Origin of the sequence: Williamsia sp. D3 (assembly GCF_000506245.1) — a bacterium.
Taxonomy (GTDB): Bacteria; Actinomycetota; Actinomycetes; order Mycobacteriales; family Mycobacteriaceae; genus Williamsia; species Williamsia muralis.
On sequence record NZ_AYTE01000027.1, the window covers coordinates 95,893 to 109,029 of the forward strand.

Annotated in this window: 5 protein-coding genes; all 5 read right to left on the reverse strand. The window is 64.3% G+C overall.

Annotated features, from left to right (window positions below):
- Complete coding sequence (locus tag W823_RS58170; RefSeq protein WP_023959941.1) at positions 1 to 873, reverse strand: hypothetical protein; 873 nt, start codon at positions 871 to 873, stop codon at positions 1 to 3.
- Entirely contained in the window at positions 870 to 1,697 is an 828-nt protein-coding gene (locus W823_RS58945) for a hypothetical protein (RefSeq protein WP_235189590.1), read from the reverse strand. The genes W823_RS58170 and W823_RS58945 overlap by 4 nt, the downstream gene beginning before the upstream one ends.
- The gene (locus W823_RS47305; RefSeq protein ID WP_235189591.1) at positions 1,681 to 4,881 is read right to left on the reverse strand and encodes a DNA methyltransferase; all 3,201 of its coding nucleotides are present in this window, start codon (positions 4,879 to 4,881) and stop codon (positions 1,681 to 1,683) included. The genes W823_RS58945 and W823_RS47305 overlap by 17 nt, the downstream gene beginning before the upstream one ends.
- Complete coding sequence (locus W823_RS47310; RefSeq protein WP_023959943.1) at positions 4,878 to 7,679, reverse strand: helicase-related protein; 2,802 nt, start codon at positions 7,677 to 7,679, stop codon at positions 4,878 to 4,880. Before W823_RS47310 ends, W823_RS47305 begins: the two co-directional genes overlap by 4 nt.
- 67 nt (positions 7,680 to 7,746) lie before the next feature.
- Positions 7,747 to 12,936, reverse strand: coding sequence for a DEAD/DEAH box helicase (locus W823_RS47315; protein WP_023959945.1), 5,190 nt, complete (start codon positions 12,934 to 12,936; stop codon positions 7,747 to 7,749).
- Between the last annotated feature and the right edge of the window lie 201 nt (positions 12,937 to 13,137).

Consider the following 13,137-nt stretch of genomic DNA (forward strand, 5'->3'; position numbering starts at 1 on the left):
TCAGCGATTCCTCAGGGGATGGCGACGGCCGAGGCTCGGCGCAGGGTCGAGGACGGACTGATAAGCGACGCCGGTGTCGGTGGCACGTTGCATGGCATCGAAGACCTCGAGGATCACACGCTTGGTGCGGTATTCGCCGTGAGCTTCCTCGTCCTTGCGGCGGACGATCGGGAAGGTGTCGAGGATGTAGTCGACATCGGCGCGAACCACGCCGTAGAGGCGAAAAAAGGCGGCATCGAGCTCGGCGCGGAGCAAGAAGCGGCGCTCCGGATCCCACACGAACGGTGCGCCGGTGTCGTCGAGGTCCTCTGCGAATGGCTGCATGTCCCAGTCCGTGTAGGTGAGTTCGAGGACTCGGAGAGTGATCCATTCGTCGTGGGATGACTCGGGATCCCAGGACGTGGGTATGCTCATCGCTTCTGGCGTAGGCACGGGAAGTTGCCTCATCGTGAAGAACTTGAGGTGTGTTCCTCCAACCTTCTGCCGAGCGCAAAAGTCGAACGCCAGGCTGTTCAGTGCTGCAACCAGACAAGGAGCTGAGGCTGACCCGGATTCGGGAAGCATGAGCAAGGTACCGCCCTCCGGAGAATCTCCGGAGCCCGTGATGGCGGCAATGGTCGTCCGGACGTCGGTCGCTCTGGCGATGTCGCGCCAGCCGAGAATCCAGTCACGGTCCCAGCGTTCAGCGAGAACGCTCTCGACCTGGTCCTCGCCGACCCAGTAGCGCGGTAGTCCGAAGTGATCGGGGTCGGACTTCTCGGTCCCGGTCATGTCACGGGCACGGCCACCCTCATACGTTGCCCACCGATGGTCGAACTGGTGGATCATTTTAGCCTCGTACAGCGGCAACATCCGTTCGGGTGCCTCGGTCATACTGCAACCTCCTGTATTTCGTGACGCGGGCCGCGACCCGGAGCTGGATCGAGGACGGTCCGGTAGGGCTCGCCGGTGTCGATGGCGTGCTGCAAGGCGTCGAAGACCTCGAGGACGACGCGCTTGGTGCGGTATTCGCCGAAGCGCGCCTCGTCCTTACCTCGCAGAATCGGGAAGGTGTCGAGGATGTAGCTGACGTCGTCGCGGGTGATGCCGTAGAGGTGGAAGAATGCTGAATCGAGTTCGGAACGGAGGCGGGTGCGGCGGTCTGTGTTCCATTCGAACAGTTCTTGGCCGCAGCCCAACGCCTCTATGTCTCGTGCTGTATATCCAAGCTCGGCCGAGCGGGCACTGAGCCACGTTGCGATCGACGCGTAAGCATCCCACCGTGATTCGGACTCAAACAGTGGCCGGCCCAGTGTGGGCAACTGCTTGAGGTACGAGTAGGTGATGTGGGTGCCTCCGACCTTCTGGCGCGTCACATAGTCATAGGCAAGCGAGCTCCACATCGCGCTGAGAAGCTCCGGGTGTGTCGCGAATGCCAGTGGCGCGGTGTGACCAACAGCCGTTAAGGGAATCGGGCTGCAGGTCAGGGTTCGCTCGTCGGTCGACCTGGCGATATCGCGGAAGGCGAGGAGCCAATTACGGTGGGAGCCGGGTAGTCGCCCGGTCATCTCGGATCCCTCGACCCAGTACCGCGGGAGAACAGCGAAGCTCGGGTCGTTCTTCTCCGCGTCGGTGACATCACGAATCGAGCCACCCTCGTACGTCGCCCAACGGTGGTCGTAGTGGTGCAGCATCTTGGCCTCATACACCGGAACCATTACCTCCCTGAGATTTCGGGGGGGTCTCGCGTATGAAGACATTGCCGTCCAGCTCCCAGCCGTCGGCTTCAAGCTCTGCGCGAGTGTGGAACAGATGCGAGTCGCTCGTCATGTTGAAGAGGCCCTGCATGAATGAGACACCCCACGGGTTGCCGTTCACTGGGTCGTTCTCGTTGATCAGCACAGGAACCCTGCGGTAGATGCCGAGAGTGATATCGGCGTCACGCCGGGTGCGGAAGATCGGAACCGTCCCAGTGTTCGGGTTGAGCAGTGTGATCTCTTCTGGGGTGAGCGGAAACTCGGATGTGTTGATGGCTTGCGGATCGTGCAGGAAGAACGCGAAGGACGCGGAATCCTCATGCTCGGCACGTCCTGCGAGCGTGAGTAGGCAGAACTTTTGTCGCGAGTCGACACCTTCAAAGATCTTTCCGCCAGCGGATGACTGGTTTTCGAAGTCGTACAGGGCGGCCAGTGAACGAGTCGTGATGAGGTCCTTGAAGAAGTATTGGGTTGTCGAGTCGGTCGCGATCCCGGTCGGCACGATGATGCCGGTCCGGCCGTGTGGGGCGGTGAGACTTCGGAAGAGTTCCGCGAATACCGGGTCCGTCTTGACGCGGCCGCGGCCCGTGAACGGGTAGCGGGCGGACGCTGACGCGAAGTGGCGAATGCAGTCGACGTGTCGTTTGTCGGATTCGTACTGCTCGTGCAGCACCGGATCGACCACTGCCAGTTTGGTGATCAGCGACTTTCGCTTCGCGCCGGACGCGTTGGCGATCTCGGGGTCGCGTCCTGCGAAGTACTCCTGCTCCTTGAGTTCGATGTGCTCCCACGGCGGGTTGCCCAGCATGCACGAGAACCCGCCCGTCCAGCCCTCCACGCCGACCTCCGCCTGTGCGTCGTCATGAAGGATCTCCGGAAACTCCAGGTCCCAGTGGAAGAACTGGTATTCGCCCGCGAGCCGGTCCACCTCGGCCCGGGTGGCGGCCGGGGCCTGACCGTCCTCCATCATGCGCAGCACCAGGTTGGTCGGCGGCTCGGGTGCATCTTCGGTCAGCGGCCACACGAATGCCGCGGCCCAGGCATCGGCCCGGCGTTTCTGCGAGACGAAGGCATCGGAGGATTCCAGTTCGCGCAGGGCGGCCGTCCGGGCGCGTTCGCCGTCGACGTCGTCGAGCGCGCCGACCAGTTCGCGGCGTTCCCGGCCGAGCCTCTCGACGTCGGATTCGCCGGTGCCAATGAACAGCGCGCCCTGACCGCCGAACGCGCCGCTCTCGGACTTGTTGCGCTTCTTGACCGCGGTCGCGATCTTCTTGTCGTCACCCTCGAGCGGCTTGAACGCGTCGTCGGGCACCCCGGCGGCGAGCAGTGCCGGGGTGGTGCCGAGCAGCGCGTTGCCGACCTTGATCCGGGCGTCCAAGAACCCGAGTGGCTTGCCGGGCTCCATAGCTTCGAGCCATAGCGACACCTTCGCGAGGTCGGCGGCCATCTCGTTGATGTCGACGCCGTAGATGCACTGGCCCACCACGTCGCGCAGCGCATGCCGGATGTCGGCCGGCGTCGGCTCGTCTTCACCGGAGCGCACCGCGGCGAGCCGCCGGGCGATACGCCGAGCCGAGGCGACCAGGAAGCCGCCCGACCCGCTGGCCGGATCGCAGACGGTGACCTTCAGCAGTCGCCGCTGCGCGTCCTCGGCGCTGTCGGCGTTCTCCACCGCGTCGTCGAGCAGCGGGTCCAGCGCGGTGTCGAGCAGCGCGGACACCAGGGCCGGCGGCGTGTAGTACGAGCCGGTGGTCTTGCGCTCGTTGCCGGAGACCTGCTCGAGGCCGAACGTGTGCTCGGCCAGGTCGACCCGCGGAATCAACTCCAGCAGCGACTCGTACACGCTGCCCAGCTCCTCGGCGCCGAGGTGCCGGTAGTCCACCGGCTGGATCCGCTGGCCCTTCACCGACACCCAGCCGAGCGCGCGGATCGCGGCGAGGAAGTCGGTGTTGGCGATCTCGACACCCAGGATCAGGTCGCGGAACGGTTGAGTCGGGATTTTGGGTTCGCGGGTGGACGGGTCGAACAGCCCGCCCAGGGCCGGCACGCCGATCTGGTGGACGCCCTCGTCGCCGAGGCCGCGCAGTACCAGCCGCATGGTCTGCCACAGGTCGGGGTGAGGCCCGCCCGCCCGCGAGCGGCTCAGGCGGCGAAGCCGGGCGGTGGAGAAGTACTGCCGGTATCGGGCCTCCGCGGCCGGACCGGCGGTGGGATCGAGGAGGCTGTCGCGGTCCTCGGCGACGAAACAGAACAGCAACCGGTAGACGGTCCGCAGCAGCGCCGTGTGGAACTGCCGGTCGGTGATCTCGCCGGACCGCAGCGCATCCACCAGCCAGCGGTTGTCGCGGTGTCGCAGGACGCCGGAACCTAGTGCCCCCAATGCGGTTTCGACACCGTCGCGCAGCAGGTTCAGGGCGCGAGTGCCCGCGTCCACGGCTTCGCCACGCCACGACTCGATCCAGCAGTCGGTGGGTGGGACGTCGGGCCCGCCACGCTTCTCGAGCCGGGAGACGTGAATCAGCTGCCACATCAACAGGAACTCCGCATAGAGTTCGCCGTCGAAGATGGTCTCGAGGTCGAACGCCAGGTACGCAGAGCCGGCCAGCGCGGTGGAATCGCGGAGCACCCGGAGCTGACGGCCGTTGCTGACGATCGCCCACAGGTACTCGTCTCGGCGGTTGAGGAATTCCTGCACCATCGACTGCGGTGCCCGGGCTGCGCCGCGCACACCGGGGTTGCGGCGGTCTAGGTCCACGCCGGGGCCGAGCAGATGCACAGGGATGTGACCCCAGAGGTGTGAGATCGGGTAGTCGGTGCCGTCGACGTCGTTGTCGGCCGGCATCAGCGGGACCTGGCCGTAGTCCAGCGTCCGCAGCAACGGCAATAGCCAGCGTTCGCGCGCCGGCCCGGTGCCCGCGGTGCCCGGTGTGCGGGATTCGTCCTCGGCCCGCCACGCCGCCCACGCGCCGCGCAGGTACGTCCATGCTCGCGAGGCAGCGTCGCGGGGTGTCTCGGTGCCGACAAGATGATACGAGGACGGGGTCAGGGACTGCTGGTCCGAGACCTCGCCGGACTGGATGCGTCCGAGCAGCGCGGGCGGCACCACGCCGCCGACGATGCGGACACCCTGGAAGGTGATGCTCACAGCGAGGCTCCTGCCGGACGGAAGACGTACACGCCGAGAATGTCGACGGGCAGTTGCGGCGTGACCGTGAGGCCACGCACCCCCAGTGCGCCGGCCCGATCGCCGCGGGCGCTGCGCCGCACGGCGAGGTGTGCCTCCCGCAGTTCGTCGGCGAGCGCGGTCGCCTGTTCCCCCAGAGCCGATTGCAGCCCGGGAAGCGCGGCGAGCACGGCCCTGACCACGTTGGTTGCCACTCCGAGGTCGATGTTGCCGCTCGGCCGGGCGCCCATCAGTGTGTCTACCTCGTCGCGGGCGAGCCACGCAGGGTTTGCCGGTGCTCCGGTGAAGGCCAGCACCCGGGCCTCCTCCGCGACGGACGTCTTCTCGCCGGTGCGACCGGGCATGGTCACGTGGGTGCGGAAGCGAACCAGCAGGGTGACGGTCGGCACCGTGATGTCGCTGCTGACGATGATGCCGCAGCGCCGGGCCGGGCGGGAGGCCTCTGGGAGCTGCGGGTCCAGCGCCGAGTTCAGCACGAAGTCCGCGAGCGCGGCGACCGAGCGGTCTGTGCGCTGCAGCACCGCGGCGCCGGGCGGTGCCGGATAGTCGGGCACGAACAGCTGTGTGTCCTTTGGTCCGCGCAGTGCGTCACGCAACCCGACAGGGGTCAATGTCAGGTCGGCAGAGAATCCGCGGGCGTCCGGTGTCAGCACCGCGCCCGTATCGGCGAGTGCCGCCCGGACGAAGCTGTCCACATCGTCGGGGGAGCCGAGACTGCGTCGCGCAGCGTCGACCGCCTGCTGAACCTCGTCCGGACGGATCGTGTTCTGCGCGAATCGGGTTCGGCTGCGGCTTTCGGATGCCGCGCTGCTGCGCCATTCTTCTTCGAGTTCGGCTGCCTTGCCTTCGAGTCCGAACCCGAGCTCGAGCTGCTCGCCTTGCTGGCCTCGCATCAGTACCCCTTCGAGCAGGGCGGCGAGCACCTGGTCGCTCTGCGGCGGGACCGGGACGCTAATGCCGAGATCGCGGCGGATCGCCTCATGCTTGCGCAGCAGCACGTCCAGGACGATGCCGTCGATTCCGTTGTCTTCGCCGTAGAGCAGTAGCGCCCGCACCACGTCTGCGGGCTGACCGAATCGGTCCACCCGACCCTCGCGTTGCTCGTGGCGGGTCGGATTCCACGCGAGATCGTAGTGAACCACCGCCTGGAAGTCATCCTGAAGGTTCACGCCCTCGGACAGGCAGTCGGTGGCTACGAGCACTTTTCGTCCGCCGGCGGCGCGCTCGGCCAGTGCGTCAACCCGCTGCGCGCGTTCCTCTGACGGCAGCTCACCGGTGACGATCTCCACCTCGACCTTTTTGAGCGCTGACCGCAAGTGGGCGGCCACGTAATGTGCGGTCGGAATGAAGCGGCAGAACACGATCGGCTCGAACCTGTCCTTGAGGAGATTGCGCACCTGCTTGGTGAGCAACTCCAGCTTCGTATCCTGGGCGGGGTCGGCTTCCAATGCCGCGGCGCGGTCCCGGAACGTGCGCAGAGTGCCGCGCTCGGTGGGGCGTTCCTGATCCTCCGCGGGTAGGGCGCCCGGCGCCAGGTCGGTGCCGTCGGCGGCGTCGTCCTCAACCTGGTCGAGCACCTCGAAGGCGCCGAGGCTGTCGGCCACGGACTCAGTGTCGGCCTCGGCCGCGGCGGCGCGGGTGCTGAGCGTGGCGGCCGCGGCAGCGGGGGAGGACGCCATCGAGCGCAACAGCGAGAGCGCCGACCACCAGCGCACGCGCTGTTCGAGCTTGGTTCCACTGCGATCCTGGACCCGTCCGCGCACGTAAGTGAGGACGTCGTGGAAGAGGGCGCGGTGCGAGGCGCTGAGTTGATAAGCCAGTTCCTGGGTTTCACGATCCCTCGGGAACCGCGTCTCCTCGCCCAGATAGTCGCGAATGTCGGCTCGGCGGCGCTGCACCATGTGCTCGGCGAGCAGCTTTCGGCCGGACTCGGCCGAAAGGTCGGCGACGTGCAGGGCGGGGTCCAGCAGGCCGATCAGGTTGCGGAAGGCGCCGTCGTTGCCGCTGTGCGGGGTGGCGGTGACCAGGATCAGGTGTCGGTCGGGGGTGTCCGCGAGATCGCGCACCAGCCGGTACCGCTGAGTGCGGCCCGCGCCACCGCGTCCGGTGTCGTCGGCGGCGACCCCGTGCGCCTCGTCGATGATGACCAGATCCGGTGCGCCGCGCAGGAAGTCGTTGCGTCGCCGCTCGGCCTTGATGAAGTCGGTGGAGACGATCGTGATCGGGTATCGCTCGAACAGTGACTGCCCGTACTCGAGTCCACGTTCGAGCCGCGCCACGGTGCCGGGGAGAACAAGCTGTGGGTCCATGCCGAACTTCTCGGACAGCTCGCGGCGCCACTGTTCAGCGAGGCTCGGCGGGCACAGCACTGCCAGTCGCTGCGCGCTGCCCTGCGCCAGCAGTTCTGCGGCCACAAGTCCGGCCTCAACTGTCTTGCCGATGCCGACGTCATCGGCGATTAGGAGTCGCACGGTGTCCTGGCGTAGCGCCAGTAGCAAAGGAACCAGCTGGTAAGGACGCGGCGAGACTGCCAGTCCCGCGAGAGACCGGAAGGGCCCCCCGCTGGACCGAAATCCTATCCGCAGAGCGTCTCGCAGCAGTCGTGCGCTTCGGTCATTGCCGAGATCGTCGGCATGCGGTGGGGCGAATGTGGCAGCGCGGACCTGTTCGACCTCAGGTAGCACCCCGGCGATGTCGTCCTCGCCGCCGCCGAGTGGCCGCAGCACCAGCATTTGCGCGTCGCTGTCAGGGAGCACCACCCAATCTCGGCCGCGGGCGTGACAAGGGAACCAACCGCGAACTGCGCAGCACTGGCGGCTGATGTCATCACGTGGCCTCTCCGAAGACGGCGGGATGGGAACCGACGGCAGCCGTCAGGTCCGCATCGACTGGAATCTCGATAACGTTCCAACCGCCGAATTGCAGCGCGACGGCGTCGCGAGCAGTTTCGCCCGGCTCATCGACCAGCACGGCGGTCGGGACCCCTGGCGTCGCAAACGCCATGTCGATCCTGATTCCTTCATGCTCAATATCAACATGTTCTGGAAGGCGAAGAACGTTGTTGTGCAACAAGGTCCAGAGTTTCGCTGCCCGCGTTCCAGACGGGGCAATCGAGGCCGTCAGTACTTGCGAGGTGCTCCCGACAGCAGGTGCGGTCTCTGCTCCGGCCAGCTCACGTAGCAAAGGGATGACGGCTCGGCGGTCAATCGATTCGTGATCTAGCTGGTTGCCATATGACAGAAGGCACCTATAGCAGCCTCGTACGCACGCGCCGTCGATATCCGCGCCGGTACTGGCATCTACGTGCATGATCTCGAGCGCCTTGCTGGCCGCCCGCGCGACGGCGTCAGAATCAGACTGCAGTCGGCGTAGCACTCCGGCGCCGCCCTCGGCTGCTTCGATGAGGAGTAGTCGACCGTGGTCATCGGGGTCGGGCAGCAGTTCGCTAACTAATTCCGAGTCTTCGAGTTCGAACGTGGTCTCGATCCCGCGTTCGAGTGCGTATTGCAGAGTGACTGCCTCCGACTCGGTGACCTTTCGAGACCAGCGCAGTACTGCGATGTTGCGGCGATCCTCTACGTAAGGGGTGACCTGCGCCTTGCGTTTGACGTCGTCGAAGCCGGCTTCCATTTCTTCGTCTGGATCCCCGGCCTCGTCGGATTGGTAGTCCTTCTCTGACAGCCAGCGTCCCTTGACCAGATCGAGGTAGAAACCGTGAATGTCCTTGTGTTTGCGGTTTCGACGGCCAAGGTTGGTCACCCGCACCTCGGCGGCATCTCCGTATTGGATACCCAGCAGTGCGACCCCTGAAGTGGTGGCTACCGTCGCATCGAATCGACCGTTGCTCGACCCCCGCGGTAGGAATCGGTATGTGGTGCGCAGTTCAAAGCCCACCCGGTTTCGTTCCTCCTCGTCGGCGCTAATCCGCTCGCGACGCCGTGTGATCACAGACTGCAGTTGCAGTAGTTCCTTCCACTCACCGATCAGTGGTTCTGCGCACGACTCGCACACATCAATTCCTGCTTGCACCGGATGGTGGTAGCCGCACGACTCACACACGCGCGCTGACGTACGGAGCACCTCTGTTCCGCCGTCGTCGTTGCTGCGCGGCAAACTGACTCGAGTTACCTGATAGCGCGCACCATCGTGGTAGATCAGTGCCCCAGGGCCAAATTCGCTGATTGCGAGAAACCGGGCGCGTTGCAGCCAACTGCCGTCGCCACCGCGCTGACCTGGGATGAATGCCGCCAACGGTAGCCGCGGGAAGGAATAGCCCGGTAAGAACCCTTCCGACGCCAGATATCGATACGTGTAGAAATCAGATTGGCCGTGTCCGTCGGACTGATTGAGCAGCAACTCAATTCGTTGCCGTGCCTCTCCCGAGCGGCGATCCGACTCTTCGCGTTCCTTGCGGGTGCGGGTCGAGTCGCTGGATTGCGCATATGCCGCGTCTCGTTCGTGGGTCGCGGTCTCGTACAGGGTGCGCCACCGGTTGAACGCGTTGTCGAACTCCGCGACTGCCGCATCAATCACTCTTCCTGCCCATGTCGAGTCCCACCACGCTGCAGCGGCCAGAGCCGGTTCAAGTGGGCCGAGCAGAGCAGCCGACCGGGTTTCGGCTCGGGCTCGTGCGAGCGGGTCACGGAGCACGTCCGTCAGTTGGGGCTCGACAGGGTAACCTTCGGCCGTCAGATCGAGCACTCCGGCGATTGACGAGCCGAGTCCCTGTTTGGTTGCGGTCAGTGCCTCAGCCAGCCACACTGCATGTACATGCGAACGGATCAGGTCCTCATTCGCGATGTCAAGACGCGGCGGAATTACCTGCCCGGAAACCATCAAGTTTGATCGTTCGAAGTAGTAACTGTCGTGGCTGTTGCCCGAAGCGCAGTAAGTCACTACCACTGCTGGCTGACCTGACCGGCCTGCCCGGCCGCTGCGTTGCGCGTAGTTGGCGGGTGTCGGCGGCACGTTGCGCATCGCAACGGCGTTGAGCGACGAGATATCGACGCCTAATTCCATTGTGGGGGAGCAGAATAGCAATGGAAGCTCACCGGAGCGAAACTGCTTTTCGCGCTCCTCGCGTTCGGTGGACCGCACCTGCGCAGTGTGTTCAAGTGCTTGCAAGCCTGCCAATTCCTGGCCGACTTCGCGGTAGAGTTCTCGGAATAATGGAACGACCCGAGGGCGGGTGTCGGCTTCATAACGTCGGCGCAGTGGATCTCGAGTACCGAACTCGCCCGAGCCGGCGCGTAGGAGCATTGTCGACGCCTTGAGACGGTAGCCACTCGCTCGACCGTCGGTCACTTTTGTGATCAGCCCCTTAGCTGCGAGCAGCTCGATCAGGGACACGATTATGTCGGACGCATCAGTCGTGCTGAGCGCAACCGTGTCCTTGTAGATCTGTCTTAGCCATTTGCCGAAGTTGCCGCGCCCCGTAAGGTTCAGCACGGACCGCGGTGCGCCCTTGCTGCCGGACTGCGGGACCACCAGCCCGATGATTGGATCGGGCTCTGTGGGAGACAGCGCCCACAGACCATCAAGGTGCTCGCGGCTGCGCCGGCGCAGTCCGTTGACGAACTCGATAGTCAGCGCCTCCGCGTCGATCGCCAGAACCCGACGGAACTCGTCGAGGAGCACCTCGATGATCTCTTGGCGCTGTCCGGGATCGATCAGCCGCAACATTGGATGCGCGTCGTCCCACAATTCCGCTCGTTCCGAAAGCGTCTGAGCCAGAGGGTAACTCACTAGCATAAGGCCGCTCTGCTCCAGATTAGGCAGCGTCACCCGCCAGCCGCGCTGCAGGTCCCTCAGCGTTCGGAACTCCACTACAGACTTTAGTGCGCGTTGAACCGGTCGCTGGTCGAGCGCATCGGGAACCTGTGCATACTCGTGAAACTCGAGGGTCAGACGGTCAGTGACTGCCTTTCCGAGATCCGACGGATCTAGGCCTCCATCACCGGCAGCGACGAGTGCCTGATACAGCGCCGTGCGGATTTGCACTACAAGTACGTAGTCGTTGAGATGCCCCGCCTGCAATGCCGCGTCCTGCCGATTGTCGACGAAGGTCAGGAGTTTGCGTGCATCACTATTTAGCTCCGACTCCGGCGCTGCCCGAAGCGCTCGGACCAGACTGGAAGCGATGATAGTCATCGCGCTGCTTCGGCCCTCCCTGTCCAGGGTGACTAGCTTGGTGAATTCGCTGCTGCGTAGGGCCTCATAGGAAACCCCGCATCGCAAGCAGAATCTCAGCGACGACGGGATCCACGCCGCGAGGCTGTACCCGCTCAATTCATGATCGGGGACACGAGCCTTCACTCCGACGCCATCCGCCGCGACGAACAACCGTTGCGGAACGTCCTTGACCCGGGTCTTCGTCACTGCGCTGCCTTGTGGCGTGACCTCGAGCCACGATGCGGGCAGGCGGCCCTCTGCGACCGGTTCAGTAGGCCATGGGTGATCTACGGAGACATACAGGTAGCCATCGTCGCGATCGGTTGGACGTAACTGGTGGCGGGCAGTGAAAGTGACTGCGCGGTCTCTGATCTCACGGCGAACCATCAGGTAGTCCTGCCCACATTCGCGGCAGAATGCCAGTGGATAGAGTCGTCGCTCCCGATCCGGGTGTGTCTTACTGGGCTCCAGAACAACCTGAAACTCGGTCTCCACCGCGCGTGTCGTCTCCGGCTCAACAGTGACAAACACCGAGCCGCCCTTAGAAAGGAACTGGTGTAGCCGGAACGCGAAGAGCGGCCGGTCAGTGTCGGGGTGCCGCGTTCTTGACCCCGCGAGAAGGGTCGCTCGGATAGCGGTATCAGCGCTACGTTTGTCGCGTCCTGTTGCTTCGGCGAGGCGCTGCGCGGCAGCAGAAATCGTGGACGGCGTCCGCCGCACGAGCCGCCCTGATCCGGCTTCCGTTGTTAGTCCGAAAGTGTCTTCGATCCAAGTGGTCAGCGGATCTGTTTGTAGTGCAGCATATCCGGTCCGTAGGGACGGATCGTCGTATTCGACGTCGCCGCGGCGGTCAACCGCGGCCGTGAGAGCAGTAGAAGTGGGAGCAGTTTCGATTGTTGCGCGCACCAGCGTCTCGGTCACAACGTGCTCGGGCCGGATTTCCGTTCCGAAGATCGTCGACGCAACCGCCGCTACATCTGCCTGCTGCTCGCTGATCGTACCTCCGCTCGACATTGTTGCTGACGTCCCCACGCATTGGAGTGTGGCATCTGCGTCCGCCGCATCGCGAACTCGTCGCACCAGCATCGCCACATCCGCACCCTGGCGGCCTCTGTAGGTATGCAGTTCGTCGAGGACGAGGAACTTTAATCCGCGTGCTGCGCGTACAAGGGACATTCGTTCGTCTGGCCGCGTGAGTACGAGCTCAAGCATGACGTAGTTGGTGAGCAGGATGTCTGGAGGGTCTGCGAGGATAGCGTCGCGCTCCTCGCGGGACTCTTGACCGGTGTAGCGCTTGAAAGTGACAGGCGGCCTTCCTCCGTAACCGTGTTCGAGGAATTTTTTCAACTCTTCCACTTGGCTGTTGGCAAGGGCATTCATCGGGTACACGACAATCGCCTGTACGCCTCGCCCGGTGCCGCGTCGCAGGACCTGGTCGACGATTGGGACGATATATGCCAAGGATTTGCCAGAACCGGTGCCGGTAGTCAATACATAGGAGGCACCTGTTCTTGCGATCTCCACGGCATCCCGCTGGTGTTGGTGCAGTGTAATGGGTTCGCGCCCCGCGTCGCTGTCCCCAGCTTTGATTCGGAAGATTCGTTCGCATTCCGAATGGAGCAAACCTGCTGCCACGAGTTCATCGATACGGCCCCCTGACGCGAAGGATGGGTTCAGGGCTACCCACGGCGCCGGCCACTGCGAGCCGTTCGCGCTCTGGGCAGCGACTACTGAGGAAACGCGAGCGTCTCGAATGTCGACGAAACCTTCGGTGAACTGGCGATAGTCACTGATTAGTCGCCGATGGATTTCGAAGGCATCCACACTGATCTCCTCAACGACCACGGAATAGTGAATCCACTGTAGTTGCACCGGTCAGCGAAGAGTGACACCTGGGGACGAACGGTGGCTCGAGTGGTGGTCAGAGCGAACATTTCAACCGTTCGGCGGCGCGGCAAACGGGGTGGCAATGGTTCAAAAAGTATTCCGAGCGAAGTTCACTGTCGCCGGCGACGACCCAGGACACGTGGTCGCAAGGATGCGTGC